Raw genomic sequence first — 26,706 nt, forward strand, 5'->3', positions numbered from 1 at the left:
CAGGTCGTCCCCCATGAGCGCTTCCGTCGAGTTCGTCGTCGCCATTCCCGCCCGTTATGCCGCCTCGCGGCTGCCGGGCAAGCCACTGCGCCTGCTCGGCGGTGAGCCGCTGGTGCTGCGCGTGGCGCAACGCGCCCTGCGTGCCGGTGCGCGCGAAGTCTGGGTCGCCACCGATGACCAGCGCATCGCCGATGCCCTGCAGGGGCTGGCCGAGGTGCGCGTGGCGATGACCTCCACCGCGCATGCGTCCGGCACCGATCGCCTGGCCGAGTGCGCAACGCAGGCCGGCTGGGCGGATGACACGCTGGTGGTGAACCTGCAGGGCGATGAGCCGTTCGCCCCGGCCGAGGGCATCCGCGCAGTGGCCGAAGCCCTGGTCTACAGCGGTGCGGAGATGTCCACGCTGGCCACCCCGGTCGAGGACGCCGAAACCCTGTTCGATCCGAACGTGGTCAAGGTCGTGCGCAGGCAGAACCTGGACGCGCTCTACTTCAGCCGTGCACCGATTCCGTGGCACCGCGATGCGTTCGCGCGCTCGCGCGACACCCTGGCCGGCCCGCACTGGCTGCGCCATATCGGCATCTACGGCTACCGCGCCGGTTTCCTGCGCCAGTTCGCTGCGTTGCCGCCCGGCACGCTGGAGCAGCTGGAATCGCTGGAGCAGCTCCGCGTGCTGGAAGCGGGGCACCGCATCAGCGTGGCGCTGACCCCGTCCGAGTTTCCGCCCGGCATCGATACGCCGGAGGATCTGGAGCGCGCAGAGGCGTGGTGGGCCGCGCACCCGTGACCGGGGCGGTCGTCCGCCGCGGCCATCTCCGCGGCGACCTCCGCCGCACGCCGATGGACCCCCGGATGACCGTGGCACGACGGATGCATGACGCCGAGTCCGGCATAATCGGGGCATGAACGTCCAGCCCGTCCAGGATCTGCCCGAATTCGCCACCTGGCTCAACGCCCCGCCGACCACCCTCGCCGAGCTGCAGGGACGGCCGGTGGTGCTGGCCTTCGTCAATGCCGCCTCGGTCTGGTGCGCGCAGCGGCTGGCCGAGCTGGCCCAGTGGCAGTCGCGCAACCCTGGCAAGCTGCAGCTGCTGGTGCTGCAGGTGCCGCGGTTCGATGGCGAGCGCGATCCCGCGCAGTCCCTGAAGCTGCTCCGGCGCCAGGGCCTGAACGCCCCGGCGCTGCTGGATGCGGAGTGGGACGGCTGGCGCCGCTTCGGCGTGACCGCGTGGCCGACCCTGGTCCTGCTGGATGCCCAGGGGCGCGAGCGCGAACGGCTGGTCGGCCTCGGCGGCGAACTGGAGCGCGCCCTCACGGCGCTCTGCGAAGGCAGTTCGCGGCCGTCCGATGAGGACCTGCACGGCGCCCGCGAACTGGGCCCCGAACCGCGCCTCGCGCTGCGCTTCCCGACCGGGCTTGCGGTGACCACCGAGCGCCTGTACATCGCCGATACCGGGCATCACCGCGTGCTGGAATGCAGCCACGGTGGCCGCGTGCTGCGCCAGTTCGGCATGGGCACCGCTGATTTCATGGACGGGGGCCAGGCCGAAGCAGCCTTCCACCACCCGCAGGGCCTCGCGCTGGAGCGCGAATGGCTGTACGTCGCCGACACCGGCAATCATGCGTTGCGCCGCATCCATCTGCTGTCCGGCCAGGTCGATACACTGTGCGGCACCGGCCGCCCCGGCGAGCCGATCGAAGGGCCGGTGGCCGATCCGCGCCGTGCCGCGCTCAACCACCCGCAGGGCCTGGCGGTCGCCGACAACCAGATCCATATCGCGATGGCCGGCGACAACCGCATCTGGAGCTATCACCTCGGCCAGCGCAGCCTGCAGTGGCGCGCCGGCAGCGGTGCGATCGACGCGCGCGACGGTAGCGGTCATCTGGCCGCGTTCGCGCAGCCGTGCTCGGTCGCGGCGGTCCAGCAGGTGCTGTACGTCTGCGATGCACTCGGCTCGTCGATCCGCGCCATGCAGCTGCGCGGCGATCTGGTGCAGACACTGGTCGGGCAGGGCCTGTGGACCTTCGGCGAACAGGATGGCCCGCGGGCCTCGGCGCTGCTGCAGTACCCGCAGGCGATCGCGCTGAGTCCGGATGCCCCGTTGCTGTGGATCGCCGATGCCGGCAACGGCCGCCTGCGCACGCTGCGTCTCGGCGGGGGCGAGCTGAGCACGCTGGAGCTGCCGCGTCGCCTGCATGGCCCGGCCGGCCTGGCGCTGGGCGGCGGTGCGGTCTGGATCGCGGAGACCGACGCCCATGCCGTCCTCCGTTTCGACCCCGTCAGTGGTGTCCTGAGCGACGTGCCGATCAACGAATGACTGTTTCTTCCGCCCCCGCCTTCGATGGCAAGGCATTTGCGGCCCACCTGAGCACCGCCCCCGGCGTGTACCGCATGTACGCGGCCGACGACACCCTGCTGTACGTCGGCAAGGCGCGTGCGCTGCGCAACCGCGTGGGCAGCTATTTCAACGGCACGCCCAAGACCACGCGGATCATGTCGATGCTGTCGCAGGTCGCGCGCATGGACGTGACCGTGACCCGCTCGGAAGCCGAGGCGCTGCTGCTGGAAAACCAGCTGATCAAGTCGCTCTCGCCGCGCTACAACGTCTCCCTGCGCGACGACAAGACCTATCCGCACGTGCTGCTGACCCGCGAGCAATGGCCGCGCATCGCGCTGCACCGTGGCCCGCGGGCGGTGCCGGGGCGGTACTTCGGGCCGTACCCGGGCGTCACCGCGGTGCGCGAAACGCTCAACCTGATGCACAAGCTGTTCAAGCTGCGCAGCTGCGAAGACAGCGTGTTCCGCAACCGCTCGCGGCCCTGCCTGCAATACCAGATCGGCCGCTGCAGCGCGCCGTGCGTGGACCTGGTGGCGGCGGAGGACTATGCCGAATCCGTGCGCCGCGCCTCGATGTTCCTGGAAGGCAAGAGCGACCAGCTCGCGCGTGAGCTCGGCACCCAGATGCAGACCGCCAGCGAAGCGCTGGAGTTCGAGCAGGCCGCGCGCCTGCGCGATCTGATCGCCTCGCTGCGCAGCATGCAGACCCGTCAGTACGTGGACGGCCGCGCTGCCGACCTGGACGTGCTCGCCTGCGCCACCCAGGGCGCCAGTGCCTGTGTGCTGCTGCTGGCCTTCCGTGATGGCCGCAACATGGGCACGCGGCCGTTCTTCCCGCGCACCAATGGCGAAGAGAGTGCCGACGAGGTGCTGGGCGCGTTCGTGTCCCAGTATTACGCCGAGCACGCCCCTCCGCGCGAGATCCTGCTCGACCGCGAGATTCCCGATGCCAGCCTGATCGAATCGGCGCTGAGTGCCTCCGCCGAGCACAAGGTGCAGCTGCGGTGGAATGTCCGTGGCGAGCGCGCCGGGTATGTCGAGCTGGCTGCGCGCAATGCGCAGATCACCCTGGTGACCGAACTGGGCAGCCGCACCGCGCAGCACGCGCGCAGCGAAGACCTGCGCCAGATGCTCGGCCTCACCGAGCAGGTCAAGCGGGTCGAGTGTTTCGACATCAGCCATACCATGGGCGAAGCCACCGTGGCCTCGTGCGTGGTGTTCGATGCCGCCGGGCCCGTGCGCAGCCAGTACCGGCGCTTCAACATCAGCGGGATTGAACCGGGCGATGACTATGCCGCCATGCGCCAGGCGATCGAGCGGCGCTTCCGCCGTGCGGTCGAAGAGGATGGCGTGCTGCCCGATCTGCTGCTGATCGATGGTGGCGCCGGCCAGTTGGCCCAGGCGCAGGCCGCGCTGGCCGATCTGGGCGTGGAAGGGGTGATGCTGGTCGGCGTGGCCAAGGGCGTGGAGCGCAGGGCAGGGCATGAAGCCCTGGTCATGCCCGACGGCCGCGAGCTGCGTCCGGGCGCGGCCTCACCGGCGCTGCAGTTCATCCAGCAGGTGCGCGACGAGGCCCATCGCTTCGCCATCACCGGCCACCGCGGGCGCCGCCAGAAGGCCCGCATGACCAGCAAACTCGAAGATATCCCCGGCATCGGCCCGCGCCGGCGTGCCAGCCTGCTCAAACATTTCGGCGGCCTGGTCGGCCTGAAAGCCGCCGGCGAAGCGGAAATCGCGAAGGTGGAAGGCATCAATGACGCCCTCGCTGCGCGTATCTACGCTAACCTTCATGGACTGCCCACGCCCGACGCGGCGGGCGAGTAGAGAGACGCAATGAAGTTGACCCTCCCCACCTGGCTGACCCTGCTGCGGATCGTGATGATCCCCGTGCTGGTGCTGGTGTTCTATCTCCCCTACAAGTGGACCAATTTCGCCTCCGCGGCGATCTTCGGCCTGGCCGCGCTCACCGACTGGCTCGACGGCTGGATCGCCCGCCGCTATGACCTGCAGTCCGCGTTCGGCGCGTTCCTGGATCCGGTCGCGGACAAGCTGATGGTGGCGGTGGCGCTGTTCCTGATCGTGCAGGGCCATCCCACGGCGTGGATGGCGGTCTGGGCGGCGGTGATCGTCGGCCGTGAAATCGCCGTCTCCGCACTGCGCGAATGGATGGCGGAAATCGGTCAGCGCGCCAAGGTGCGCGTGGCTGTGATCGGCAAGGTGAAAACCACCGCGCAGATGGTCGCGCTGCTGTGCCTGCTGTATTCGGTCGCACCGCACACCCCGATGCAGGATATCTGGATGGGCATCCAGGTCTTCCATATCGGCGACTGGACCCTGGCGATCGCCTCGATCCTGACGCTGTGGTCGGGCCTGCAGTACCTGCACGCCGCCTGGCCGAGCCTGCGCGAAGACGAACGCCTCGCGCGTGAGAGCGCCAAGGCGAAAAAGAATGCGTAAAGGGCTGTTGACAGCCCTGCATTTGGCTGTAGAATTTCGCCTCCCAAGCGGGAATAGCTCAGTTGGTAGAGCGCAACCTTGCCAAGGTTGAGGTCGCGAGTTCGAGTCTCGTTTCCCGCTCCAGATACTGTTTCCATCGCGATCCGTCGCGAACGGAAACGCCGAAAAAAGCGACCTTCCGGGTCGCTTTTTTCATTTGCGCGTGTCTGCGGTCAGTGGCGCGTTCCGATCCGGACGTTGCACCACGTGCGGATGTTCCCGCGGTCGAACCCGGGACAGCTGTTTTCGATGGGCAGGTACACGTAGAGCGCCTGCTCCGTGTGCACGAAGTGGTAATAGTTCGTGCGGTCCTTGCCGTACAGCCAATAGTTCGATGAGCCCGGGTTGATGACGTAGGGCTCGAACGAGAGGATCGAGGATTCGGCCGGGATCACGTTGCTCCTGTCGGTCAGCATCATCCAGGCATTGGAGAAGACGTGGGTGGTCGCGCCGACGATGGCGAGGGCGCCGATCAGGGCGGCGATGGCGAGGCTGGCAATGCGGAGAGGGCGTGGCATGCGGTGATTCATCGATTGACCGGGGAGGGGCAGGGCAAGCCCGGCAAGCGCCCCGGGACGGCCCGGAGCAACGCACGGAAATGCGGCGAAAAGGATGTTGACGACGTGAAGGAATTCCGACAGAATAGCGCTCCTTCGACGCAGGTCGAGGGGCCGACAGCCTCCAGCGCCCCAGGGTGCGGTGCGGTCGGGGCAAGCGAAAGTCTGCGGGAATAGCTCAGTTGGTAGAGCGCAACCTTGCCAAGGTTGAGGTCGCGAGTTCGAGTCTCGTTTCCCGCTCCAGATTTCGACAGGGCCCCCTTGGGGCCTTGTTTTTCTCCGCGGTGGCACGCGGGCATCCGGTCCGGCGGCATCGACCGGGATGTGAAAAAAGGTGTGAAAAAGCTGGCGTGTTTCGAGTGGTTTCGGTAATATGCACGCTTGATTTTGCGGGAATAGCTCAGTTGGTAGAGCGCAACCTTGCCAAGGTTGAGGTCGCGAGTTCGAGTCTCGTTTCCCGCTCCAAATCCTGACCAGGCCCCGTTCTCGGGGTCTTGTTTTATCGGGGCACGCAACACGCCTTCGATGATCGTAGGGTCACCGGCCTGGTGGCAGAGTGGTCATGCAGCGGACTGCAAATCCGCGTACGCCGGTTCAATTCCGACCCAGGCCTCCAAATAGAAACAAGCCCAGAGCCCGCGAAAGCGGGCTTTGTGCGTTGTGGGTCTCCATTCAGTTTCGAGCGCGAGAGCCGACGGGGCCTACACAGTGGGCTTCGTATGCTGCGGCCGTCCACATTGGCAGCCTTATGCAGACACAAAAAGCGCGCGTAGCAACCGGGATCGAAGGACTCGACAGCATTCTGGGCGGAGGCTTCCCCCAGGGGCGGCTGTACCTGCTCGAGGGGCCACCCGGATCGGGCAAGACCACGCTGTCCCTGCAGTTCCTGCTGCATGGATTGAGCAAGGGGGAGCGCTGCCTGTACATCACGCTCTCGGAAACGGCTGACGAACTGCGCGAAGTCGCGCATGCCCACGGCTGGTCGCTGGAGGGGCTGGAGCTGTTCGAGCTGGCCTCGGCGGAAGAGGCGCTCGGCGATGGCCGCATGCAGTCCGTGCTGCATCCCTGGGAGGTGGAGCTGGACGAAACGGTCAAGCTGATCCTGGGCGAGGTGGAGCGCATCAAGCCGCACCGCGTGGTCTTCGATTCATTGTCCGAACTGCGGCTGCTGGCGCAGGATCCGCTGCGTTACCGGCGCCAGATTCTCTCGCTGAAGCAGTTCTTCGCGCCCAAGAGCGCGACGGTGGTGCTGGTCGATGACATGACCGCCTCCGGTGAAGAGCGCGATGGCCAGTTGCACAGCCTGTGTCATGGCGTGGTGTCGCTGGAGCGGCTGACGCTGGATTTCGGTCCGGCACGGCGCCGGATGCATGTGCAGAAGCTGCGCGGGGTGAACTTCACCGCCGGCTACCATGACATGGTCATCCGCGAAGGCGGCCTGGAGGTGTTCCCGCGGTTGATCGCCTCGGACCACCACGCGAAGTTCCTGGGGACGCCCATCAGTAGTGGCGTGGCCGGAATCGACAGCCTGCTCGGAGGTGGCCCGCTGCGGGGTACCAGCACCCTGCTGACCGGCCCGGCCGGCAGCGGCAAGACCAACGTGGCGCTGCAGTATGTCTGGGCTGCGTGCGAGCGCGGCGAGCACTGCTGCATTTTCGAGTTCGATGAGCGCATCGGCACCCTGCTGGCCCGTGCGGAGTTGCTGGATATCGATCTGAGCAAGCATATGGCATCGGGTCTGCTGGAAATCCAGCAGGTCGATCCGGCGGAAATCTCGCCGGGCGAGTTCGCCTGGAACATGCGGCGTGCGGTCGAGGACAGGCAGTGTCGCGTGCTGGTGATCGACAGCCTCAACGGCTATGTCACCGCCATGCCGCAGGAAAAACAGCTCATGCTGCAGTTGCACGAGATGCTCTCATATCTCAACCAGAAGGGCGTGGTGACCGTCCTGATCAATCCGCAACATGGCCTGGTCGGAACGATGTCGACCGGCAACCTCGACGTCTCCTATATCGCCGACTCGGTCGTGCTGTTCCGTTTCTTCGAATCGCAGGGTCGCATCCGCAAGGCGATCTCGGTCATCAAGAACCGCGGGGGTGCACACGAGAACACGATCCGGGAGTTGAAGATCGACGGCAAGGGCATTTCGCTCAGTGCACCCCTGGATGAATTCAAGGGCATCCTGACCGGCACGCCGGAGTTCGTGGGCGACACGGCGCATCTGCTTGGTCTTGCCCGTGCAGAATGAGGGCGTGTCCGGCGCCGTCCACATCTTTGCGCCGTTCGGGCACGATGCGCAGAGCATCGCCTCCGTGCTCGATGCCTCCGGGCTGACAACCACGGTCCATGAGAGCCTGGCGCGGCTGGCCGACGCGCTCGATGATGACGTCGGCGCGGTGGTCGTCACCGAGGAGGCGGTAGCCAAAGGCGCGGCTGCCCTGTTGGAGCCCTTGGCCCGGCAGCCCTCCTGGTCGGACATCCCCTTCATCCTGTTGCGCTCGCCGCGTTCGCCGAAGCGCCCGTTGGCGGGTCCCGGCCTGCCGCTGGCGATCAACATCATCGAGCTGGATCGGCCGTTGGGGCGCAGCTCGCTGCTCAGTTCGGTGCAGAGTGCGCTGAGGGCGCGCGACAAGCAGTTCCTGGTGCGTGACCAGATGCGCGCCCTGGCCGACGGGCGCGCCGCACTGGAGCGCAGCGAAGCCGAACTGCGCCTGGTCGCAGATGCAATGCCCGTGCTGATCGCCTTCATCGACCGCGACCTGTACTACCGGTTCGCCAACAAGGCCTATGAAGCCTGGTTCCAGCGGCCGGTAGCGGAGGTGATCGGCAAGCGGGTGCCGGAGGTGTTCGGACAGGAGGTGTGGACCACCCGCCGGCCGCTGATCGAGCGCGCGCTGCAGGGCGAGCACATCGTGTTCGAAGCCAACTGGCCCTTCAGTGACGGCCGCCGACGCGACAGTGAAATCCGCTACTCGCCGCGTTTCAATGCGGAAGGCGCGCCGGACGGTTTCCATGTGTTCGTCACCGATATCACCGCGTCCAAACTCGCGCTGGAGACCAGCCAGCAGCACGCGCTGGACCTCGAGGCGATGGTGGCCGAGCGCACCGCCGAACTGGAACGCCAGATGGCCGCGCGCGAGGCCAGTGAAGCCGCCCTGCGCCAGTCGCAGAAAATGGACGCGATCGGGCAGTTGACCGGCGGTATCGCGCACGACTTCAACAACATGCTGACCGGCATCCTGTCCTCGCTGGATATCGTGCGCATGCGCCTGGACATGGGGCGCCTCGATGGGCTGGAGCGCTTCCTGGATGCGGCGACCGCCTCCAGCCAGCGTGCGGCGGCGCTCACCCAGCGGCTGCTGGCGTTCTCGCGCCGGCAATCGCTGGATTCCAGGACGGTGGAACTCAATGAGCTGGTCGGTTCGGTGCAGGATCTGCTGCGCAGCACCTTGGGCGAAACGATCCGCATCCAGATGGCGATCAGCGAGACGCCGCTGCGCGCGAACCTGGACAGCAACCAGTTCGAAAGCGCGCTGCTGAATCTGGCCATCAATGCGCGTGATGCGATGCCCGATGGCGGTAAGTTGCAGCTGCGCACGTTGCACGTCCACGTCGCCGACGGCGAGCTGCCGACCATTCCGGCCGGCGAGTATGCGGTGGTGTCCGTCGCCGATTCCGGCACCGGCATGCCCCCGGAGGTGGTGGAACGCATCTTCGAACCCTTCTTCACCACCAAGCCGATCGGCAAGGGCACCGGGCTGGGCCTGTCGATGGTCTACGGCTTCATGCAGCAGTCCGGCGGCCATATCACCGTCGACTCCGCGCCGGGGCAGGGCACCACGGTGTCGCTGTTCATGCCGGTGGTCCACGAGGTCACCGAAGACGACGACGCCCCCAACGCGCCGCCGGTGTCGCTCGGCGCCGGGCAGTCGATCCTGGTGGTGGAGGATGACGAGCAGGTGCGCATGCTGGTGACCGTGGTGCTGGAAGATCTCGGGTATACCGCCGAAGTGGTCGGCGACGCCGACGGCGCCATCCCGATCCTGGGATCGTCGAAGAAAATCGACCTGCTGATCACCGATGTCGGGCTGCCGGGCCTCAACGGACGACAGCTGGCGGAAATCGCGCGGCAGTCGCGCCCGGGATTGCCCGTGCTGTTCATGACCGGCTACGCGGAGAAAGCGCAGGAACGCTCGGCGTTTCTCGACAACGGCATGGCGATGATCGCCAAACCCTTCCTGCTTGATGCATTCAGTGAGGCGGTACGGAGTTCGATTGCCCCGCGTCCGTAAGGCACACGGGCAGAACCCACCGAAAGAAGCGGCGGAATGCCTTCATTTTTACGCAGGGTCTGAATGCTTCAGGCAAGCGCTTTATTTAGATACCTGAAAGTGCCAGCATAGTGGTTTGAAATTGTCGGAGTTTACCCATGCCCCTGTGCGCGATCGCGTATGTCAGCGACGTTGCGGGTCCGTTGCCTGCGGCGCATCTCGATGCTCTTGTCGAAGATGCCATCCGCTTCAACAGCCTGGCTGGGGTCACCGGTGTACTGCTCTGCGATGGCAGTCGGTTCCTGCAGTACTTCGAAGGTCCGGATGACGGGGTGTCGGCCGTGCATGAGCGCGTGCTGCAGGCGCGCAGCCATCGGGCCATCCACAAACTCGGCCATGCACGCGTGCCGCAGCGTTATTTTCCGTACTGGAGCATGCGCTGGCTGGGTGTGGAACCGACCCTGATCGCGGAGTTGTCGGCCGGTGACTGGGAGGCGTTTGCCGATCGCAGCTTGGGCGGCCCGCCGGTGGACAGTGCGATGGAGCGTCTCATGCGGTTCGTCGCGCCGCACCTGCCCGAGCGCGCCGGGGTCCAGGAGACCCGCTCGTCCGCCGAGTGAGCGTGCCTCCCGTGACGTTTCCCGGGGGAGTGAGGCCGGACGGTCCCGGATTATCCGGGGTGCCGCCACTGACATATTGCTGTCAATACAGCACCCGCATCATGCAGATGCGGGCGCGACGCACTATGAACGGTTCATCATCGCGTCTGCGTTGGCCGGTCGGGGAATTGACTTAATGCAACGACCGTGCAAATTTTAAGTGAACCCGAAGTGAATCCGCCCTGAGGGGGTTTTGTCGTCCCTGAAGCAAGCAAGTCCCACGGAGGTCGTATGGAATACGGCGAACATGACTTGGCTGACGGAGTGCGAACCGAGCTGGAAGCCAGCTACGTGAAACATGGCTGCGGCCCGGAATTCTGGTCCACCTACCAGCGCGTGCTCGAGCGCCTGGTCCCACCCGCGCAGGGCACCGCGCGAACCCGTGTCACCAATGAGCTGGCGTTGATCATCGAACAGTTGGGGATCGTGCGGCGGGCGCAGTTGGTGCCGCCGCGCAGTGCGCGGGCACGCGCACGCTGAGACCGGGTCGGGGGACCGGGAATCCGCAGGGGGAACACCGCCAGCGCGTCGCTACGACACGTGATGAAGACCGATACCCAGCAGCGCCAGCAGCATGCCGGCCGCGGCGAGCGTGCGCGGGCGCAGCCAGCGCGCGGGACGGTGCTGCATGGCCGCCGTGCTGGTATACCGGATCAGGCCGATCGGGAACTGCGCGGCGCGCATCCGCGCATCGCACGCATCCTGGCAGTCGCCACAGCCGATGCAGTCCGCGTGTGGCCCGGCACGCACGTCCAGCGCCATCGGACAGACGCTGACGCAGGCGCCGCAATCCAGGCAATCACCCAGCCGGTCGGCGCTGAAACGCGGCATCGGGCCGGCGATGTCTTCATGCGCGGCGCGGAAGGCGTAATCGCGGGCGCTGGTGGGGTCGAGCAGCCCGCGGCCACGCGCCTCGACACCGCCCAACCCCGGCACGCGCGGTCCACGTGGTTCGCCGCGGCGCGCGTGGTAGTGCATCCGCGGGGTGTCGCTGTCGCAGAACATGCCGTGGATGCGCGCATACGGGCACAGCTCGCGGCAGACGTGTTCGCGCAGGAAGCCCGCATTGCCCCAGGTCGCCGCCGCATAGAACACGATCCAGAAGGTTTCCCATCCGCTCCACAGCGGCGGCCATGACGTGCCGACCAGCCCGTGGATCGGACTGAAAAAGCCGACGAAGGTGATACCGGTCCATGCCGCCACCAGCATCCACGCCAGGTGCTTGATCGCGCGCGCCGCGCCCGCGGCCGGCACCCGTCGCGCAATGCCCTGTTCGATCCAGCGGAACAGCCGGCTCCACAGGGTCTGTGGGCAGCCGTAGCCACACCACACCCGCCCGGCCAGGTTGGTGAGCAGTACCAGCGCGGTGCCGAGCACGGCGGCCAGCCCGAGCAGGAGGCCCACGTCCTGCGGCCAGAGCGTCCAGCCGAACAGATCGAAGCGGCGCGCGGTCAGGTCGAACAGCAGCGCCTGGCGGCCGTCCCAGCGCAGCCACGGCAGCGTGTAGAAGCCGGCCAGCAGCAGCGCGGACAACAGTGGACGCCAGCGTAGCGACGTGTGCGGCTGCGCTGGCGGGGAGGCCGGCGGGGTGTCGAGCAGGTGCAGGGTCAGGCGATTGGACATGGTCACCCCAGTGGCAGATCGTCGTCGTCGCCGGGCATCGGCCGCAGCAGGTACCCGGTAATCGCACTGGCGGCGGCGGTGACCGCCCAGAACATGAAAAAGCCCAGCGTATAGCCGAGCTCGCGGCTGATCTCGTGCTGCGGGAAGCTGATGTCGCGCAGGCGCAACGGGTCGACGAAGGCGAAGAACACCACGCTGGCCAGGCCGGCGGCGACGAAGCTGGGCCACAGGATGGCGCCCCATTGCTGGATCAGCCGTCGGCGGCTGCCGTCGGGCGGGTCGTGCAGGTCGTTCATTGCGGCCACGCTCAGGAGGAGGGGGCAGGGCACGGCTATACTTCGCGCCGACCGGGGGCCGGGGTCGCGGGTGCGCGCTTCCTGTCGAGCTCCCAGACTAGAAGGCTTCGCCGCCGGCTTCATTGATCCTGATCAAGGCAGCGGCGGGCCCTGCCGACGATGCTGGGCGGTGCCGCCCGAGGATGTTCATGGCCGATCCCACCGACAACACGCTGCCGCTCCCGGCGCTGGACCTGTGCAGCGAGGACGAGGTCACCCGCCTGGTGCACGACTTCTACGCGCGTGTCCGCGAGGAGCCGCGCCTGGCGCCGGTGTTCGCCGCACGGATCCACGACTGGGATGCGCACCTGGCCCAGCTGGTCGATTTCTGGTCGGCGATGTTGCGTGGCACGCGTCGCTTCAAAGGCGCGCCGATGCCCAAGCACATGGCCATGGACGAGCTCGACCGCGATCTTTTCGACCGCTGGCTGGCGCTGTTCCGGCAGACCACTGCCGAATGCGGCAACCTGCCGATGCAGCGGCTGGCCGATGATGTCGCCGAGCGCATCGCCGATACGTTCTGGCGCCGCTTCCAGATGCTGCGCTGGCCCAGCCTGCCGATGGCGGGGCGCCCGGGCCTGAATTGATCTGACGCAATGCGCGCGCGCCCATGTACGCGCACGCTGGCGACATGGATACCTTCTCGCCTGCCGCCGCCGGGCTCGCCTGGCACTTCGACCCCGAGCTGCTGCGCCGCCATGATCGGCCCGGCCCGCGCTACACCTCCTATCCGACCGCGCCGCACTTCCATGACGGCTACGGTGAAGCGGCCCTGCGCGGGGCCATCGTGGACAGCAACCGGCTCGGGCGACCGTTGTCGCTGTACGTCCACGTGCCGTACTGCAGCAGCCCGTGCTTCTACTGCGGTTGCAACCGGGTCATCACCCGTGATCATGGCAAGGGCATCGCGTATGTCGCGCGGGTGCTGAGCGAGGCGGACCTGATGGCGCCGAAGTTCGATCCGGCGCGGGAGGTGATCCAGCTGCACCTCGGCGGTGGCACGCCGAATTTCCTCGCGCCGGCACAGATACGCGAGCTGATCGAGGGGCTGCGCCAGCGCTTCACGTTCAGCACGGCGGCCTCGCGCGACTTTTCCATCGAGCTCGATCCGCGCTTCGTCACGCGCGCCGACATCGCGGTGTTGGCCGAACTGGGCTTCAATCGCGCCAGCCTGGGCGTGCAGGACTTCGATCCCGATGTGCAGAAGGCGATCAACCGCGAGCAGGGCGTGGAAGCCACGCTGGATATCCTGCGTGCATGCCGCGAGTACGGGTTGCGCTCGGTCAATGTCGATCTGATCTATGGGCTGCCGAAACAGACGCTGGCCGGGTTCGCGCAGACGCTGGAAACGGTGTTGCGCGAGCGGCCGGATCGCCTGGCCGTGTATGGCTACGCGCACCTGCCACATCTGTTCCGCGCGCAGCGCCAGATCGCCGATGCGGATCTGCCCAGCCCCGAACAGAAACTCGCCCTGCTCGGCCTGGCGGTGCAGCGGCTCTCCGAGGCGGGGTATCAGTACATCGGCATGGACCACTTCGCGCTGCCGGAGGAAGACCTCTCGCGCGCACAACGCGCGGGTCAACTGCACCGCAACTTCATGGGCTACACCACGCACGCCGATACCGATCTGGTCGGCCTTGGTGCCAGCGCGATCAGCCGCATCGGCACCACCTACAGCCAGAACCCGCGCGAGCTGCCGGCCTGGGAAGCGGCGGTGGATGCGGGGCGGCTGCCGGTCTGGCGTGGCCTGGCCCTGGACCAGGACGACGTGCTGCGCGCCGAGCTGATCGGCCAGCTGATGTGCCAGGGCGAAGTGGATGGCAGGGCGCTTGCGGCACGGCACGGGGTGGACTTCGAGACGTATTTCGCCGACGGGCTGCGCGCGCTGGCCGCGCTGCAGGCCGACGGCCTGGCCGAGTACACGCAGGGCGTGGTGCGGGTCACTGAGCGTGGACGTCCGCTGCTGCGGCTGCTGGCGATGTGTTTCGACCGCTATCTGGCCCAGCCGGACCAGCCGGTGCGGTACTCGCGCGCGATCTGAGCAGGGGCGCATCGGCGCGCGTGCATTCCAAAACCCGGCGTGATCAGGCACCCTATGCGCGCCGTTGCCCGGGTGGCGAAACTGGTAGACGCATCGGACTTAAAATCCGCCGGGGGCAACCCCATGCCGGTTCGATTCCGGCCCCGGGCACCAAGGCTTCTTGGGATCGCGCGCAACGCAAACTTTACGCAGCCGGACGCGCGCCACCGTAGGCTGCGCTGCAACCCACCCCGGACAGGCCTCATGGCAGACGCAGTACGTGCAGGGAAAGCACTGGTGTGTAGCGTCGCGCTGCTGCTCGGCGGCGCCGCCCACGCCCAGGATCCGACGCTGCCGCCGGCGCCGAAGGACGCTGCGGGCGAGGTGATCGACCTCGCGCCGGTGCTGGTCTCGGGCGAGCAGCCCGGACCCGGCATGTGGCAGGTCCGCGACGCGCAGGGCCACACCCTGTGGATTCTCGGGACCGTGTCGCCGCTGCCCGCCAAGCTGCAATGGCGCGCCGACGAGGTGCGGGCCGTGATCGCCAGCGCGCAGGAGGTGCTTGGCTCGCCCGGCTGGACGCTGGACGCCGATGTGGGTTTCTTCCGCGGACTGACTTTGCTGCCCTCCGCGATGAAGGCCGCGCGTGACCCGGACGGGCGCACGCTGCGCGAGCGCCTGCCACCCGATCTCTACGCGCGCTGGGAGGTACTCAAGCAGCGTCATATCGGGCGCGACAAGGGTATCGAGAAGGACCGGCCGCTGGTCGCCGCAGGGGAGCTGTATGCGGCCGCCCTCAAGGATGTCGGCCTGGGGCATTCCTCGCCGGTGTCCAAGGTGGTGGAGAAGGCCAGCAAGGCCCACGGCCTCACACCGGTATCGACGCGGGTGACGATCAAGATCGCCGACCCGCGGCAAGCGCTCAAGGAAGTACGCGGCACCGCACTGCAGGACGTGGAGTGCTTCCGCCGCACGCTGGACGTGGTCGAGCATGGCCTGCCGCTGCTGGCCGAGCGGGCCAATGCCTGGTCGGTCGGCGACATCGCGGCGCTGGAGAGCCTGGCGGTGAAAGGGCAGTACCTGGCCTGCGTGGATGCGGTGGCGACCAGTGAGTTCGGGCGGCGGCGTGGGCTGGCCGACGTCGATGCCCAGGCGCATCGCAAATGGATGGACATGGCCAGCGCTGCGCTGCGTCGCAATGCGGTGACCTTCGCCACCGTGCCGGTGACGTCAATGGTCACGCCCGGTGGCTATGCCGATCAGCTGCGCGCACGCGGCTACGAGGTGCTGGTGCCGGAATGAGTGCGATGGCGGGGCGTCTACCCAGTGCGAATACTTCGTGGCATAGTCAGCTCAAGTTCATCAAGGAAATACTTCATGCCGCTGCATGCGGTCGCTTATGTCAGCGACGCTATCGAAGGAATCGAAACATCTGATATCGATCAGATTCTGCAGGCAGCAGTGGGATTCAACAAAGTGGCGGGCGTGACCGGCGTGCTGATGTTCGACGGACAACGCTTCCTGCAGTACTTCGAAGGGCCGGAGGACGGCGTCGACTCGGTGTTCCAGCGCGTGTTCAACGCACGCATCCATACGAATCTTCGCGAACTCGCGCGGGGTCCGGTGGAGGCGCGTCATTTCCCGCGCTGGACGATGGCATCGGCAGCGGTCGACCCGGCTGCACTGGCGCGCATCGCTGACGCGCCGTGGCAGGGCTTCGAGTCGCGGCCTGTGGCGGGGGGCGACACCCTGGTCGGCTTCGGGTATCTGCTCGCTGCCTGGACCGGTGTCTCCGGGGAACTGGAACCGGCCGCGGTGACGCTGGGGTCGTAACGCAGAACGACGCTGGCCGTAACAGAATGATCACGGCTCAGCGCCTAGTATGTTTCTACCAGCTGTGACCAGTCTTGCGGGGTTTGCCCTTGGAGGCTGTCTGAAAGGGTAGTAACCGCAGCTGGACCATTATTCCTTTGGCCGTCGTCCGTACTCTCCGCGGGCGGCGGCTTTGTTCTTTGTGGGGCAGGGTCCGGCGCGTTAGGCTTGCATCACCTGCACCCCCGGTTCCGTAGCGCATGACGTATTTCCTGATGATGCCCCGCCTGATGGCCGGCCCGGTTCCGCGGTGCGGAGCCGCTCGATGACGCAGGCCATCTCCGCCGCGCTCGCCCCGCGCATCGGCGTCATCGGGCTCGGCTACGTCGGGCTGCCGTTGACGGTGACCTTCGGCGGAAAACACGCCACGATCGGCTACGACATCGACCACGCGCGCGTGGTCGAGCTGCAGCGTGGGGTGGACCACACCCTGGAACTGGAGGCGGACGAACTCGCCGCCGCGGTGCACGCGCGTTACACCGCCGATCCGTCGGATCTGGCCGAATGCAATGTGTACATCGTGACCGTGCCGACCCCGATCGACGCGCACGAGCAGCCCGATCTGGCGCCGTTGCGCAGTGCCAGCATCCTGATCGCCAGCCTGCTCACCCCGGGCGATATCGTGATCTACGAATCCACGGTCTATCCCGGCACCACCGAAGAAGTGTGCGTGCCGCTGCTGGAAGCAGGATCGGGACTGCGCTTCAACGTCGATTTCTACTGCGGCTACAGCCCCGAGCGGATCAATCCGGGCGACCGCGAACGCCGGCTGCCGGATATCCGCAAGATCACCTCCGGCTCGACGCCCGAGGTCGCCGCGGTGGTCGACGCGCTGTACAAGGGCATCATCACCGCCGGCACCTGGCCGGCGCCCTCGATCCGCGTGGCCGAAGCGGCCAAGGTGATCGAGAACATCCAGCGCGACGTCAACATCGCCTTGGTCAACGAGCTGGCGCTGATCTTCGACCGGCTCGGCATCGACACCCAGGATGTGCTGGACGCCGCCGGCAGCAAGTGGAACTTCCTGCCGTTCCGCCCCGGCCTGGTCGGTGGCCACTGCATCGGCGTGGACCCGTATTACCTGCTGCACAAGTCCGAAAGCGTGGGGTATCACCCCGATCTGATCCACACCGCGCGCCAGGTCAACAACCGGGTCGGCGAGCACGTCGCACAGCGGGTGCTGGCGCTGCTCGCCTCGCGCAGCATCGCCGTCGCACAGGCGCGCGTGCTGGTGCTGGGCGTGACCTTCAAGGAGAACTGCCCGGACCTGCGCAACAGCCGTGCGCTGGAGCTGGCGCAGCGGCTGCAGGCCAGTGGCGCGCGGGTGGACGTGCAGGACCCGTGGGTCGGGCCGGCCGCGCTTGCCGATGCGGGAGTGCACTGGGTCGAGGCACCGGCGGCGGCCGGCTATGACGGCGTGGTGCTGGCAGTAGCACATGAGCGTTTCCGCGCCTTCGACGCGGCGCAGGTGCGCGCGCTGCTCGCGCCCGGTGGCGTGGTGTACGACGTCAAATCCGTATGGCCCCGGGAAGTGGTGGACGACCGCCTGTAGACTCGGGGCAGCTATTGATTGAGGAAAGCCATGCATCGCTATCTCGCGTATCTGCTCGCCATCCTGCTGTTCCCGGTCTGCCTGTGGTTGGCCACGATCTGGCCCGCCTGGTACTGGGGCGTGGGGGTGACGGCCGCACTGGCGGTGCTGGGCACCTGGGATCTGCTACAGAAACGCAGCACGCTGCGGCGCAACTACCCGGTGCTGGCGCACTTCCGCTACGGGCTGGAATCGATCGGCCCGGAGATCCGCCAGTATTTCGTGCAGAGCGATCTGGAGGACGTGCCGTTCTCGCGGCAGCAGCGCGCCCTGATCTACCAGCGCTCGAAAAATGAAATGGACGTGGTGCCGTTCGGCACGCTGCGTAGCACGTACGCCGTGGACTACGAATGGATCAACCATTCGCTCGCGCCGACCGAGATCGGCCACCACGATTTCCGCATCCAGATCGGCCCGAACTGCGCCAAGCCGTATTCGGCCAGTGTGTTCAACATCTCCGCGATGAGCTTCGGCTCGCTGTCGGCCAATGCGATCCGCGCACTCAACGAAGGCGCACGACGCGGCAGTTTCTACCACGACACCGGCGAAGGGTCGATCTCACCGTATCACCGTGAGATGGGCGGCGACCTGGTCTGGGAAATCGGCTCGGGCTACTTCGGCTGCCGTGACGATGCGGGTCGCTTCAGCGAAGAGAAGTTCGTCGCCAACGCCAACCACGATCAGGTCAAGATGATCGAGATCAAGCTCTCGCAGGGTGCCAAGCCCGGCCACGGCGGCGTGCTGCCGGCCGCCAAGGTCAGCGAGGAAATCTCGATTACCCGCGGTGTGCCGATGGGCGTGGATTGCGTCTCGCCGTCGAAGCACAGCGCGTTCAACACGCCGGTCGAGCTGCTGCAGTTCGTGGCGCGGCTGCGGGAGTTGTCCGGCGGCAAGCCGGTCGGTTTCAAGCTGGCCATCGGTCATCCCTGGGAGTGGTTCGGCATCGCCAAGGCGATGCAGGAGACCGGCCTGTTGCCGGACTTCATCGTGGTCGACGGGGCCGAGGGCGGTACCGGCGCGGCACCGGCCGAGTTCATCGATCATGTCGGCGTGCCGATGCATGAAGCCCTGCTGCTGGTGCACAACACCCTGGTTGGTCTGGACCTGCGCGATCGCATCCGGGTCGGCGCGGCCGGCAAGGTGACCAGCGCGTTCGAGATCGCCCGCACCATCGCGCTGGGCGCGGACTGGTGCAATGCCGGGCGGGGCTTCATGTTCGCGCTGGGTTGCATCCAGTCGCTGAGCTGCCACAGCGACAAATGCCCGACCGGCATCGCCACGCAGAACCCGCATCGCTGGCGCCACCTGGACGCGACCGACAAGGCCACGCGCGTGCACAGCTATCACGAGAACACGCTGCGTGCGCTGCGCGACCTGCTGTGCGCGGCCGGCCTCCATGATCCGTCGGAGCTGGGGCCGGAGCACATCCTGCGCCGTGTCTCGCCGGTGGAGATCCGCTCGCTGGCATCGCTGTACCGGTATCTCGCCCCGGGCGAGCTGCTGCGCAAGGTGCCGGACCATGCCGTCTTCCACGATTACTGGGCCGATGCGCGCAGCGATTCCTTCCAGCCCCCGGCGCGCATCCAGGCGCTGCGTACGAGTAAATCGAGATGAGTGGAGACCGAACCGTTCAACTGCGTGTGGGACGTGCCGATGAGGCCGACGCCCTGTGGGTGCTGCGCACGCGCTGCGTGCGCGAACTGTGCAGCGCGGCCTATCCGCCGGAGGTGATCGCGCCTTGGTCGGCCACGCCACCGCCGGCGCACTATCGCGCGCTGTTGGCGGCCGGTGGCTGCGTGGTCGCCGAAGACAGCGACGGCGCCCTGCTGGGGTATGGGGTGATCGACCGGGACGGCAATGAGATCGACGCGCTGTTCGTCGATCCCGACTGCGGTGGCCGTGGCATCGGCCTGACCTTGATGCAGGCGATGGAGGCGTTGGCCGATCCGGCGCGTCCGCTGGTGCTCTCGGCCTCGCTCAACGCGGTGCCGTTCTACACCCGTTGTGGCTTCGAGCCCCTGCGCGAGGAACGCTATCCGCATCCCAGCGGGATAGCGCTCGCCTCGGTGCGCATGCAGCGCACACGGTGATGCCGGCCAGCGGCCGGCACTACCTCGATGCTGCGCGCGTCAGGGCGCGTCACGGGTAGTGCCGGCCGCTGGCCGGCACCTCGCGATCTATGCCTGCGCCAACCAGGCCACCACGCCACGCCCGGCGCGCAGCCCGCTGGCGTAGCACGCCGTCAGCAGGTAACCGCCGGTCGGCGCTTCCCAGTCCAGCATCTCGCCGGCGCAGAACGTGCCGGGGCGCTCGTGCAGCATCAACTGCGCGTCCACCGCCTCCAGCCGCACGCCACCGGCGGTGCTGATCACTTCATCGATCGGCCGCGGTGCCTGCAGTGCCAGCGGCAGGCGCTTGAGTGCGTGCGCGATCCGGTCCTGCGGCAGCTGTCCGGCCTCGCGGCCCAGCACCTCGAACAGCAGTGCGGATTTGACCCCGCCCAGGCCGAGCTGGCGACGCAGGAACTCGCCGAAGCTGCGGCCCTGGCGCGGCTTCTGCAGCTTCTCCAGTACCTGTGCTTCGGTCTGGCCCGGCAGCAGGTCCAGCTGCAGGTCCACCCGGCCATCGCGGGCCAAGCCGTCGCGAAGATCGGCTGACAGCGCGTAGATCAGGCTGCCTTCAATCCCGGTCGCGGTGATCACGCATTCGCCCTGCAGCGAACGCGGCTGACCCTGCAGGTCGGTCCAGTGCGCCACCACCGGCTTGAGCGGGGCACCGGCCTGGCGCTCGCTGAAGTAGGGCGTCCAGCCGATGTCGAAGCCGCAGTTGGCCGGCTTCAGTGGGGCGATGTCGATGCCGCGCGCGGTCATGGGAGAGACCCACGCGCCATCCGACCCCAGTTCCGGCCAGCTGCCGCCGCCGAGCGCGAACACCACAGCGTCGGCAGTCACGGTGGTCTCGCCCTCAGGGGTCTGGAAACACAGCGCGCCCGTGTCATCCCAACCGGTCCAACGATGCTGCACATGAAAGCGCACACCCTGTTCCTTCAGCCGCCGCACCCAGCCGCGCAGCAGCGGCGCGGCCTTGCGGTCGACCGGGAACACGCGCCCCGAACTGCCCACGTAGGTCTCCACCCCGAATGCCAGCGCCCAGGCGCGCAGCGCATCGGCATCGAAATCGGCCAGCCAGCCGCCCACCGCTTCCGCCCGCTCGCGATAACGCGAGACGAACACGTCGCGCGCATCGGAGTGGGTCAGGTTGAGGCCGCCCTTGCCGGCGATCAGGAACTTGCGGCCGGGTGATCCCTTGGCCTCGTACAGATCGACGACGTGGCCGGCAGCGCGCACGGTTTCCGCCGCCATCAGGCCGGCGGGACCGCCGCCGATGATCGCGACCCGGCGTGGGGTAGTCAGGGCAATTCTCATGCAGGCAGGATCAACGCGGCTTGACGTCGAGCAGCTCGACATCGAACACCAGCGAGGAGTTCGCTGCGATCGGGCCGGCGCGGCGCGCGCCATAGCCATACTCGGCGGGAATCATCAGCGTGCGCTTGCCGCCCACCTTCATCCCGGCGAAACCTTCGTCCCAGCCCTTGATGACCTGGCCCTGGCCGAGATCGAAGCTGAAGGGCTCGCCACGGTCCACCGAGCTGTCGAACTTGTCGCCGTGCTTGTCGGCGGTGCGTTCGTCGTAGATCCACCCGGTGTAATGCACCGTGACCTTGCTGCCCGGCGTGGCCTCGGCGCCGGTGCCCGGCTGGGTATCGATCTTCTCAAACTGCGCGATGCTGCCCCCGGGCGGCGGGCCGGGCGGGGTGCAGGCCGCCAGCAGCGACAACATCAGGGGGGCGAGCAGGTAACGCGGCAGACGGCGCATGGCGGGCTCCGGATCCAAAAAACGGGGACGCAAGGGTAGCGCATCGCCGGGCGCTATCATGGGCGCATGTCGAAACTGCTGCTCAACCTGCGCAATGTCGCGGACGATGAAATCCAGGATGTCACCGCCCTGCTGGACAAGGCGGGCATCGCCCATTACCGCACCGAGCCCAGCCCCTGGGGAATCTCCTTTGGTGGGATCTGGGTCCGCGACAACGAGGATCACCCGCGGGCCAAGGCGCTGATGGCCGAGTACCAGCAGGCGCGCGGTGAACGCGTCCGCGGTGAGCGCGAGGCCGCCCTGCGCGAGGGCACGGCCGAGACCTTCGGCAGCCTGATCCGGCGCCGCCCGGTGTTCGTGATCGCGGTGCTGATCGGCATGGCCGTCGCGACCGCGCTGGTGCTGCTGCCGTTCGTGCTGCTGCGCGGCTGATTCCCGGCCGGGTCAGGCGCCGCGCCTGCCCAGCGGCTAAAATGGCGGGATGATCGCCAATACCGCCGCCTACCACTTCACTCCCGTCGCCGACCCGGACGCGCTGTGCGCGACCCTGCTGGAGCGGGCAACCGCCGCGCAGCTGCGCGGCACGATCCTGGTGGCGGGCGAGGGCATCAACCTGTTCCTGGCCGGCGCCGAGCCCGGGATCGACGGCTTCTACGCCGCGCTGCGGGCGGATCCGCGGTTTGCCGGGCTGCGCGTGAAGACCAGCTACAGCCACATGCAGCCGTTCGCCCGGCTCAAGGCCAAGGTGAAGCCGGAGATCATCAGTTTCCGCATCGACGACGGCCAGCCGCTGGCCTATCCGCGCGCACCCTCGATCGATCCGGCCACGGTGCAGCGCTGGCTGCGCCAGGGGCACGATGACGCGGGCAAGCCGGTGGTGATGCTGGACACCCGCAACACCCAGGAAATCGAGTACGGCACCTTCCAGGACGCGCTGGTGCTGCCGATCACCAAGTTCACCGACCTGCCCGAGGCCCTGGCCCCGCACCGCGAGGCGCTCAAGGACAGCACGGTGGTCAGCTTCTGCACCGGCGGCATCCGCTGCGAGAAGGCGGCGCTGTGGATGCGCAACGATGGCATGGACAACGTCCTGCAGCTGGACGGCGGCATCCTGGGCTATTTCGAGGCCGTAGGCGGCGAGGGCTATGACGGCCGCTGCTTCGTGTTCGACGAGCGGGTGGCGCTGGACCCGGCCCTGCAACCGCTGGTCGACCAGGACGCCGACGCTGCCTGAGCCGTCTTCACGGCCTTGATTGTCCTGAATCGTCCCGAGACGGAAATCAGCGTCTTGCCATCCGCGCCTTGTGAGCGGTGGCAAACCGCGCGGACAGCCCCATCTCAGTGAGATATCTCCTGGTTGGAACGAGCATTCATGATGCAGCTGTCGATTCTTGATCTGGCGCCGGTCTGCGAGGGCAGCGACACCACGCAGGCCTTCGCCAACATGCTGGACCTGGCCCAGCACGCCGAAGGCTGGGGTTTCCATCGCTATTGGCTGGCCGAGCACCACAACATGCCCGGCATCGCCAGCGCCGCCACCGCGGTGCTGATCGGTCATGTGGCCGGCGGCACCCAGCGCATCCGCGTCGGCGCCGGCGGCATCATGCTGCCCAACCACTCGCCGCTGCAGGTGGCCGAGCAGTTCGGCACCCTGGCCTCGCTGTACCCGGACCGCATCGATCTCGGCCTGGGCCGCGCGCCGGGCACCGACCAGCCGACCGCCCGCGCGCTGCGCCGTTACTTCGACAGCGCCGACCAGTTCCCGCAGGACGTGCGCGAGCTGCTGCACTACTTCGAGCCGGCCCAGAAGGGGCAGGCCGTGCGCGCCGTGCCCGGTGCGGGCATTCCGGTGCCGGTGTGGCTGCTGGGCTCCAGTCTCTTCAGTGCGCGCCTGTCGGCGGCGATGGGGCTGCCGTTCGCGTTCGCCTCGCACTTCGCCCCGGACGCGATGGACGAAGCGCTGGCGGTCTACCGCCGCGAGTTCCGCGCCTCGCAGTATCTGCAGGCGCCGTATGCGGTGCTGGGCCTGAACGTGGTCGCCAGTGATTCCGAGGCCGACGCCAAGCGGCTGTTCACCACCCAGCAGCAGAGCTTCGTCAATCTGCGTCGTGGCCTGCCGGGCCTGATTCCGCCGCCGATCGACGACATCGAAGCGTTCTGGCAGCCGCACGAAAAGGCCGGTGTGCAGAGCGCGCTGGCCTGTGCGGTGGTCGGCGACGTGAAGCAGGTGCAGGACGGTCTCGCGGCCTTCGTGGCGCGGCACAAGCCGGACGAAGTGCTGGTCACCGCCAACATCTACGATCATGCCGCACGCAAGCGTTCGTTCGGCCTGGCAATGCAGGCATGGCGCGCGTTGCAGGCCTGACCCCGGCGCTGCATGCGAAGAGCGTGTGACCGCGCGGTTCACGTCGCCGTAGCCGCCAATCGGCTGTGATGGGGGCTCCCCTTACAGGAGCCACCTCATGGCCGAACACGATCGCCAGCAGCACATCAAACAACTGGCCGGATTGATCCGCGACGTGGACATCGCGATGTTCACCACGGTCGGCGCGGATGGCCGGTTGTTCAGCCGACCGCTGGGCACGCAGGAAGTCGAGTTCGATGGCGACCTGTGGTTCGCCACCGGCGCCGACAGCCCGAAGATCGCCGAGATCGCGGCCAATCCGCGCGTCAACGTTGCCTATGCGTCGCCCTCGGGCAACACCTATGTCTCGGTTTCGGGTACCGCCCGCGTGGTCAATGACCGCGCCAAGATCGAGCAGCTGTGGTCACCGGCGATGAAGATCTTCTTCCCCGGCGGCAAAGACGACCCGAACCTGCGCCTGATCCACGTCAGCGCCGAATCGGCCGAGTACTGGGATGGTCCCGGTGGCCTGCTCGGCAAGGCGCTGTACTTCGTGCTGTCGGCGGTCACCGATGATCCGGGCGCAATGTCCGATACCGGCACGGTGGATCTCAAGCCCGGCGCGTAGGTAGTTCAGCGGCAGGTACCGACCGTTGGTCTGCAATGCGGTAGGTACCGACCGTTGGTCGGTACCTCAGAACCAGCGCTGGAACAGATCCACCGTATAGCCCACCAGCTGCCCCGAACTGAAGCCGAAGAACAACACGGCGGCCACGGCGCCGATCCAGTTGAGCAGCATCAGCACGCCGTCGCGCTCCAGCAGCGCGAGGGCGAACAGCAGCAGCTGGAAGCCGAACAGGTAATTGGTGAGCGGGATCGGCAGCGACAACAGCACGCCGATCAGGATCAGCAGCAGGCCGCTGAACGCATGCGCCGGCAGCGGTACCAGCAGTCCGGGCATCCGCGGCTTGAGCAGGCGGTCCAGCCGCCGCAGCGGTCCGTCGATGCGCTCCAGGAAACGATGCATGGTCCCGCGTTTCGGACCGCGCCTGCTGATGAAGCCCGGCAGCCACGGCCGGCGCATGCCGCACAGCATCTGCGCGCCGATCAGCACCACCAGCGGCCCGCTGACCGCACCGCCGATCCCAGGGATCGGAATGAAGGCGGGCAGGATCGCGACGAACAGGAACACACCGAACGCACTCTGCTGCAGGTCCTGCAGGATCTGGCCCAGCAGCAGCCGTTGCTCCGGGTCACCGTGGTCGAACATCGCCAGCAGGGTACGGATACCCTCGTTGCGGTACTGCGGCCGCGTCGGGTCCGGCGGCGTCGGCTCAGCCGGTGATGTCATCGGTCTCGTCTTCGCTCAGGGTACGCAGCAGCAGCTTGTCGACCCGGGCACCGTCGAGATCGACGATCTCGATGCGCCAGCCGGCCCAATCGAAGTACTCGCCCGCATGCGGGATGCGGCCGAAATAGTGGATGCACATGCCGGCCAGCGTGTAGTAGTCGCCATCATCGGCATCGGGCAGCTCGGCGTTGCCCATCAGTTCGCGCAGGTCCTCGATCGACAGCGAACCGTCGACCAGGAACGAGCCGTCCTCACGGGTCACCACCAGCGCGTCCTCGTCCACGTTCTCCACCGACTGCAGGCGGCCAACCACCGCGCCCATCAGGTCGCTGATCGTGACCAGGCCCTGGATCTCGCCGTACTCGTCCACCACCAGCGCCATCGACTGCTGTTCCTCGCGGAAGATTTCCAGCAGCTTCATCGCATGGGTGGACTCGGAGACGTACAGCGGCTCGCGCAGGTTCTGGAACAGCGAATGGTCATCGCGCACCAGGCGGGTCACCAGGCTCTTGACCTCGAGCACGCCGACGATGTCCTGGTCGTTGTCGCGGAACACCGGGTACCGCGAGAACTCGTTTTCGCGCATGGTCGCGATGTTCTTCTCCGGATCGGCCTGGGTATCCAGCCAGGCGATCCGGTTGCGCGGGGTCATCAGGCTGTCGGCGGTGCGGTCGCCCAGGCGCATGACGCGGTTCATCATGTCGCGCTCGTGGGCGTCGATCACGCCGGCCTCGTGGCTCTCGGCCACCAGCATGCGGATCTCTTCTTCCGTCACCGAGGCCGATTCGTCCTTGCCCAGGCCGAGCACGCGCAGCACCAGCCGGGTGGAGTGGGACAGCAGCCAGACGCCGGGCGCGGCGATGCGGGCCAGCCAGCTCATCGGCAGCGCCACCAGGCCGGCGATGTCCTCCGAACGGGTCAGGGCCAGCCGCTTGGGAACCAGTTCGCCGAAGATCAGCGTCAGGAAGGTGATCAGGGCCACGGCCAGCGTCTTGCCGACCACGCCCGAGTAAGCAAAGGCCGGGAACATGCCCTGCAGCCACTCGGCAATGGTCAGGCCGATCGCCTCACCGCCGAACAGGCCGGTCAGGATGCCGATCAGGGTGATCCCGATCTGGACCGTGGAGAGGAAGTTCTCGGGCTTCTCGGAAAGCGCCAGGGCGCGCTCGGCGCGCTTGCTGGAGCCGGCCATCTGCTTGAGCCGGCTCTTGCGCGAGGTCATGACCGACATCTCGGACATGGCGAAGAAGCCGTTGAGCAGGATCAGGGCGAGGACAATAATCAGTTCAAACACGGGCGGCATCCCCGGTTGGTGGCAGGGAGGGCGTGTTCAAGCGATGTCGGCTACCGGAGGGCGCGTGAGCGCGGCGGTG

At 67.3% G+C, this 26,706-nt stretch carries 26 protein-coding genes and 5 tRNA genes; 24 read left to right on the forward strand and 7 right to left on the reverse strand.

The genetic code is table 11. From position 1 onward, the window contains the following. The first annotated feature begins 13 nt into the window (after nucleotides 1-13). From kdsB to ABE424_RS02830, 5 genes are all read left to right on the forward strand, one after another. Nucleotides 14-787, forward strand: coding sequence for a 3-deoxy-manno-octulosonate cytidylyltransferase (gene kdsB, locus ABE424_RS02810; protein ID WP_346490793.1), 774 nt, complete (start codon nucleotides 14-16; stop codon nucleotides 785-787). 115 nt (nucleotides 788-902) lie between these two features. Then, nucleotides 903-2,318: a hypothetical protein gene (locus ABE424_RS02815; protein ID WP_346490794.1), complete on the forward strand. Its 1,416-nt coding sequence runs from the start codon at nucleotides 903-905 to the stop codon at nucleotides 2,316-2,318. Beyond that, on the forward strand, nucleotides 2,315-4,162 hold the full coding sequence (gene uvrC, locus ABE424_RS02820; RefSeq protein ID WP_179459282.1) for an excinuclease ABC subunit UvrC: 1,848 nt from the start codon (nucleotides 2,315-2,317) through the stop codon (nucleotides 4,160-4,162). The genes ABE424_RS02815 and uvrC overlap by 4 nt, the downstream gene beginning before the upstream one ends. Before the next feature lie 9 nt (nucleotides 4,163-4,171). Then, the gene (gene pgsA, locus ABE424_RS02825) at nucleotides 4,172-4,795 is read left to right on the forward strand and encodes a CDP-diacylglycerol--glycerol-3-phosphate 3-phosphatidyltransferase (RefSeq protein WP_176989601.1); all 624 of its coding nucleotides are present in this window, start codon (nucleotides 4,172-4,174) and stop codon (nucleotides 4,793-4,795) included. A gap of 47 nt (nucleotides 4,796-4,842) precedes the next feature. Beyond that, nucleotides 4,843-4,918 (forward strand) — tRNA-Gly (locus tag ABE424_RS02830). A gap of 89 nt (nucleotides 4,919-5,007) precedes the next feature. On the opposite strand, the gene ABE424_RS02835 is transcribed toward ABE424_RS02830, so the two are convergent. Continuing rightward, a complete protein-coding gene (locus ABE424_RS02835; protein WP_176989602.1) occupies nucleotides 5,008-5,352 on the reverse strand; it encodes a hypothetical protein in 345 nt (114 codons plus the stop codon). Nucleotides 5,353-5,558: 206 nt separating this feature from the next. On the opposite strand from ABE424_RS02835, the gene ABE424_RS02840 reads away from it, so the two are divergent. The 7 genes from ABE424_RS02840 (at nucleotide 5,559) to ABE424_RS02870 (ending at nucleotide 10,801) form a co-directional block, all read left to right on the forward strand. Then, nucleotides 5,559-5,634 (forward strand) — tRNA-Gly (locus ABE424_RS02840). A gap of 146 nt (nucleotides 5,635-5,780) precedes the next feature. Continuing rightward, nucleotides 5,781-5,856, forward strand: a tRNA-Gly gene (locus tag ABE424_RS02845). A gap of 77 nt (nucleotides 5,857-5,933) precedes the next feature. After that, nucleotides 5,934-6,007, forward strand: a tRNA-Cys gene (locus ABE424_RS02850). 120 nt (nucleotides 6,008-6,127) lie between these two features. Further along, on the forward strand, nucleotides 6,128-7,639 hold the full coding sequence (locus ABE424_RS02855) for an ATPase domain-containing protein (RefSeq protein ID WP_346490961.1): 1,512 nt from the start codon (nucleotides 6,128-6,130) through the stop codon (nucleotides 7,637-7,639). 4 nt (nucleotides 7,640-7,643) lie between these two features. Continuing rightward, complete coding sequence (locus ABE424_RS02860) at nucleotides 7,644-9,683, forward strand: ATP-binding protein (protein WP_346490795.1); 2,040 nt, start codon at nucleotides 7,644-7,646, stop codon at nucleotides 9,681-9,683. 137 nt (nucleotides 9,684-9,820) lie between these two features. Continuing rightward, complete coding sequence (locus ABE424_RS02865) at nucleotides 9,821-10,282, forward strand: BLUF domain-containing protein (RefSeq protein ID WP_346490796.1); 462 nt, start codon at nucleotides 9,821-9,823, stop codon at nucleotides 10,280-10,282. Nucleotides 10,283-10,552: 270 nt separating this feature from the next. Continuing rightward, a complete protein-coding gene (locus ABE424_RS02870) occupies nucleotides 10,553-10,801 on the forward strand; it encodes a hypothetical protein (RefSeq protein WP_346490797.1) in 249 nt (82 codons plus the stop codon). Nucleotides 10,802-10,852: 51 nt separating this feature from the next. On the opposite strand, the gene ABE424_RS02875 is transcribed toward ABE424_RS02870, so the two are convergent. Together ABE424_RS02875 and ABE424_RS02880 are read right to left on the reverse strand one after the other, a co-directional pair. Continuing rightward, nucleotides 10,853-11,944, reverse strand: coding sequence for a 4Fe-4S dicluster domain-containing protein (locus ABE424_RS02875; RefSeq protein WP_346490798.1), 1,092 nt, complete (start codon nucleotides 11,942-11,944; stop codon nucleotides 10,853-10,855). Between the two features lie 2 nt (nucleotides 11,945-11,946). Continuing rightward, nucleotides 11,947-12,240, reverse strand: coding sequence for a hypothetical protein (locus ABE424_RS02880; RefSeq protein WP_179459275.1), 294 nt, complete (start codon nucleotides 12,238-12,240; stop codon nucleotides 11,947-11,949). Nucleotides 12,241-12,422: 182 nt separating this feature from the next. Here ABE424_RS02880 and ABE424_RS02885 point away from each other — a divergent pair, with 182 nt between their 5' ends. The 8 genes from ABE424_RS02885 to ABE424_RS02920 all read left to right on the forward strand — a co-directional run bounded on the left by ABE424_RS02885 (nucleotide 12,423) and on the right by ABE424_RS02920 (nucleotide 19,852). Beyond that, nucleotides 12,423-12,866 carry a group III truncated hemoglobin gene (locus tag ABE424_RS02885; RefSeq protein ID WP_176989609.1) on the forward strand — a complete coding sequence of 148 codons (444 nt, stop codon included), beginning with the start codon at nucleotides 12,423-12,425 and terminating at the stop codon, nucleotides 12,864-12,866. Nucleotides 12,867-12,910: 44 nt separating this feature from the next. Next, a complete protein-coding gene (gene hemN, locus ABE424_RS02890) occupies nucleotides 12,911-14,320 on the forward strand; it encodes an oxygen-independent coproporphyrinogen III oxidase (protein ID WP_346490962.1) in 1,410 nt (469 codons plus the stop codon). 66 nt (nucleotides 14,321-14,386) lie between these two features. Continuing rightward, nucleotides 14,387-14,473 (forward strand) — tRNA-Leu (locus tag ABE424_RS02895). A gap of 90 nt (nucleotides 14,474-14,563) precedes the next feature. Next, the gene (locus ABE424_RS02900) at nucleotides 14,564-15,601 is read left to right on the forward strand and encodes a TraB/GumN family protein (protein WP_346490799.1); all 1,038 of its coding nucleotides are present in this window, start codon (nucleotides 14,564-14,566) and stop codon (nucleotides 15,599-15,601) included. Nucleotides 15,602-15,676: 75 nt separating this feature from the next. Beyond that, the gene (locus tag ABE424_RS02905) at nucleotides 15,677-16,132 is read left to right on the forward strand and encodes a BLUF domain-containing protein (protein WP_346490800.1); all 456 of its coding nucleotides are present in this window, start codon (nucleotides 15,677-15,679) and stop codon (nucleotides 16,130-16,132) included. A gap of 304 nt (nucleotides 16,133-16,436) precedes the next feature. After that, nucleotides 16,437-17,723, forward strand: a complete 1,287-nt coding sequence (locus ABE424_RS02910; protein WP_346490801.1) for a nucleotide sugar dehydrogenase — start codon at nucleotides 16,437-16,439, stop codon at nucleotides 17,721-17,723. Between the two features lie 30 nt (nucleotides 17,724-17,753). Further along, nucleotides 17,754-19,376, forward strand: coding sequence for an FMN-binding glutamate synthase family protein (locus ABE424_RS02915; protein ID WP_346490802.1), 1,623 nt, complete (start codon nucleotides 17,754-17,756; stop codon nucleotides 19,374-19,376). After that, entirely contained in the window at nucleotides 19,373-19,852 is a 480-nt protein-coding gene (locus tag ABE424_RS02920; RefSeq protein WP_346490803.1) for a GNAT family N-acetyltransferase, read from the forward strand. The genes ABE424_RS02915 and ABE424_RS02920 overlap by 4 nt, the downstream gene beginning before the upstream one ends. Nucleotides 19,853-19,939: 87 nt before the next feature. Here the strand turns inward: ABE424_RS02920 and ABE424_RS02925 are convergent, their stop codons facing one another. Next, complete coding sequence (locus ABE424_RS02925; RefSeq protein WP_346490804.1) at nucleotides 19,940-21,187, reverse strand: TIGR03862 family flavoprotein; 1,248 nt, start codon at nucleotides 21,185-21,187, stop codon at nucleotides 19,940-19,942. 10 nt (nucleotides 21,188-21,197) lie between these two features. Beyond that, complete coding sequence (locus ABE424_RS02930) at nucleotides 21,198-21,638, reverse strand: FKBP-type peptidyl-prolyl cis-trans isomerase (protein ID WP_346490805.1); 441 nt, start codon at nucleotides 21,636-21,638, stop codon at nucleotides 21,198-21,200. Between the two features lie 66 nt (nucleotides 21,639-21,704). Between ABE424_RS02930 and ABE424_RS02935 the strand changes: the two genes are divergently transcribed. From ABE424_RS02935 to ABE424_RS02950, 4 genes are all read left to right on the forward strand, one after another. After that, nucleotides 21,705-22,070 (forward strand): DUF6164 family protein, encoded by a 366-nt coding sequence (locus ABE424_RS02935; RefSeq protein ID WP_346490806.1) that lies wholly within the window; start codon nucleotides 21,705-21,707, stop codon nucleotides 22,068-22,070. Nucleotides 22,071-22,119: 49 nt separating this feature from the next. Beyond that, complete coding sequence (locus ABE424_RS02940; protein ID WP_346490807.1) at nucleotides 22,120-22,872, forward strand: sulfurtransferase; 753 nt, start codon at nucleotides 22,120-22,122, stop codon at nucleotides 22,870-22,872. A gap of 138 nt (nucleotides 22,873-23,010) precedes the next feature. Further along, a complete protein-coding gene (locus ABE424_RS02945; RefSeq protein ID WP_179459265.1) occupies nucleotides 23,011-24,003 on the forward strand; it encodes an LLM class flavin-dependent oxidoreductase in 993 nt (330 codons plus the stop codon). 97 nt (nucleotides 24,004-24,100) lie between these two features. Continuing rightward, complete coding sequence (locus tag ABE424_RS02950) at nucleotides 24,101-24,610, forward strand: pyridoxamine 5'-phosphate oxidase family protein (protein WP_346478606.1); 510 nt, start codon at nucleotides 24,101-24,103, stop codon at nucleotides 24,608-24,610. Nucleotides 24,611-24,676: 66 nt separating this feature from the next. On the opposite strand, the gene ABE424_RS02955 is transcribed toward ABE424_RS02950, so the two are convergent. After that, nucleotides 24,677-25,333, reverse strand: coding sequence for an exopolysaccharide biosynthesis protein (locus ABE424_RS02955; RefSeq protein ID WP_176989621.1), 657 nt, complete (start codon nucleotides 25,331-25,333; stop codon nucleotides 24,677-24,679). Then, nucleotides 25,317-26,627, reverse strand: a complete 1,311-nt coding sequence (locus tag ABE424_RS02960; protein ID WP_176989622.1) for a hemolysin family protein — start codon at nucleotides 26,625-26,627, stop codon at nucleotides 25,317-25,319. The genes ABE424_RS02955 and ABE424_RS02960 overlap by 17 nt, the downstream gene beginning before the upstream one ends. Between the last annotated feature and the right edge of the window lie 79 nt (nucleotides 26,628-26,706).

The sequence above is a fragment of the Stenotrophomonas sp. TWI1149 genome, from assembly GCF_039673155.1.
GTDB classification, from domain to species: Bacteria; Pseudomonadota; Gammaproteobacteria; order Xanthomonadales; family Xanthomonadaceae; genus Stenotrophomonas; species Stenotrophomonas maltophilia_AA.

Excerpts from the sequence above, each read along its gene's own strand:
- kdsB (WP_346490793.1), top strand. The coding sequence starts at position 14 with ATGAGCGCTTCCGTCGAGTTCGTCGTCGCCATTCCCGCCCGTTATGCC.
- ABE424_RS02815 (WP_346490794.1), top strand. The coding sequence starts at position 903 with ATGAACGTCCAGCCCGTCCAGGATCTGCCCGAATTCGCCACCTGGCTC.
- uvrC (WP_179459282.1), top strand. The coding sequence starts at position 2,315 with ATGACTGTTTCTTCCGCCCCCGCCTTCGATGGCAAGGCATTTGCGGCC.
- pgsA (WP_176989601.1), top strand. The coding sequence starts at position 4,172 with ATGAAGTTGACCCTCCCCACCTGGCTGACCCTGCTGCGGATCGTGATG.
- ABE424_RS02835 (WP_176989602.1), bottom strand. The coding sequence starts at position 5,352 with ATGCCACGCCCTCTCCGCATTGCCAGCCTCGCCATCGCCGCCCTGATC.
- ABE424_RS02865 (WP_346490796.1), top strand. The coding sequence starts at position 9,821 with ATGCCCCTGTGCGCGATCGCGTATGTCAGCGACGTTGCGGGTCCGTTG.
- ABE424_RS02870 (WP_346490797.1), top strand. The coding sequence starts at position 10,553 with ATGGAATACGGCGAACATGACTTGGCTGACGGAGTGCGAACCGAGCTG.
- ABE424_RS02875 (WP_346490798.1), bottom strand. The coding sequence starts at position 11,944 with ATGTCCAATCGCCTGACCCTGCACCTGCTCGACACCCCGCCGGCCTCC.
- ABE424_RS02880 (WP_179459275.1), bottom strand. The coding sequence starts at position 12,240 with ATGAACGACCTGCACGACCCGCCCGACGGCAGCCGCCGACGGCTGATC.
- ABE424_RS02885 (WP_176989609.1), top strand. The coding sequence starts at position 12,423 with ATGTTCATGGCCGATCCCACCGACAACACGCTGCCGCTCCCGGCGCTG.
- hemN (WP_346490962.1), top strand. The coding sequence starts at position 12,911 with ATGGATACCTTCTCGCCTGCCGCCGCCGGGCTCGCCTGGCACTTCGAC.
- ABE424_RS02900 (WP_346490799.1), top strand. The coding sequence starts at position 14,564 with ATGGCAGACGCAGTACGTGCAGGGAAAGCACTGGTGTGTAGCGTCGCG.
- ABE424_RS02905 (WP_346490800.1), top strand. The coding sequence starts at position 15,677 with ATGCCGCTGCATGCGGTCGCTTATGTCAGCGACGCTATCGAAGGAATC.
- ABE424_RS02910 (WP_346490801.1), top strand. The coding sequence starts at position 16,437 with ATGACGCAGGCCATCTCCGCCGCGCTCGCCCCGCGCATCGGCGTCATC.
- ABE424_RS02915 (WP_346490802.1), top strand. The coding sequence starts at position 17,754 with ATGCATCGCTATCTCGCGTATCTGCTCGCCATCCTGCTGTTCCCGGTC.
- ABE424_RS02920 (WP_346490803.1), top strand. The coding sequence starts at position 19,373 with ATGAGTGGAGACCGAACCGTTCAACTGCGTGTGGGACGTGCCGATGAG.
- ABE424_RS02925 (WP_346490804.1), bottom strand. The coding sequence starts at position 21,187 with ATGAGAATTGCCCTGACTACCCCACGCCGGGTCGCGATCATCGGCGGC.
- ABE424_RS02930 (WP_346490805.1), bottom strand. The coding sequence starts at position 21,638 with ATGCGCCGTCTGCCGCGTTACCTGCTCGCCCCCCTGATGTTGTCGCTG.
- ABE424_RS02935 (WP_346490806.1), top strand. The coding sequence starts at position 21,705 with ATGTCGAAACTGCTGCTCAACCTGCGCAATGTCGCGGACGATGAAATC.
- ABE424_RS02940 (WP_346490807.1), top strand. The coding sequence starts at position 22,120 with ATGATCGCCAATACCGCCGCCTACCACTTCACTCCCGTCGCCGACCCG.
- ABE424_RS02945 (WP_179459265.1), top strand. The coding sequence starts at position 23,011 with ATGATGCAGCTGTCGATTCTTGATCTGGCGCCGGTCTGCGAGGGCAGC.
- ABE424_RS02950 (WP_346478606.1), top strand. The coding sequence starts at position 24,101 with ATGGCCGAACACGATCGCCAGCAGCACATCAAACAACTGGCCGGATTG.
- ABE424_RS02955 (WP_176989621.1), bottom strand. The coding sequence starts at position 25,333 with ATGACATCACCGGCTGAGCCGACGCCGCCGGACCCGACGCGGCCGCAG.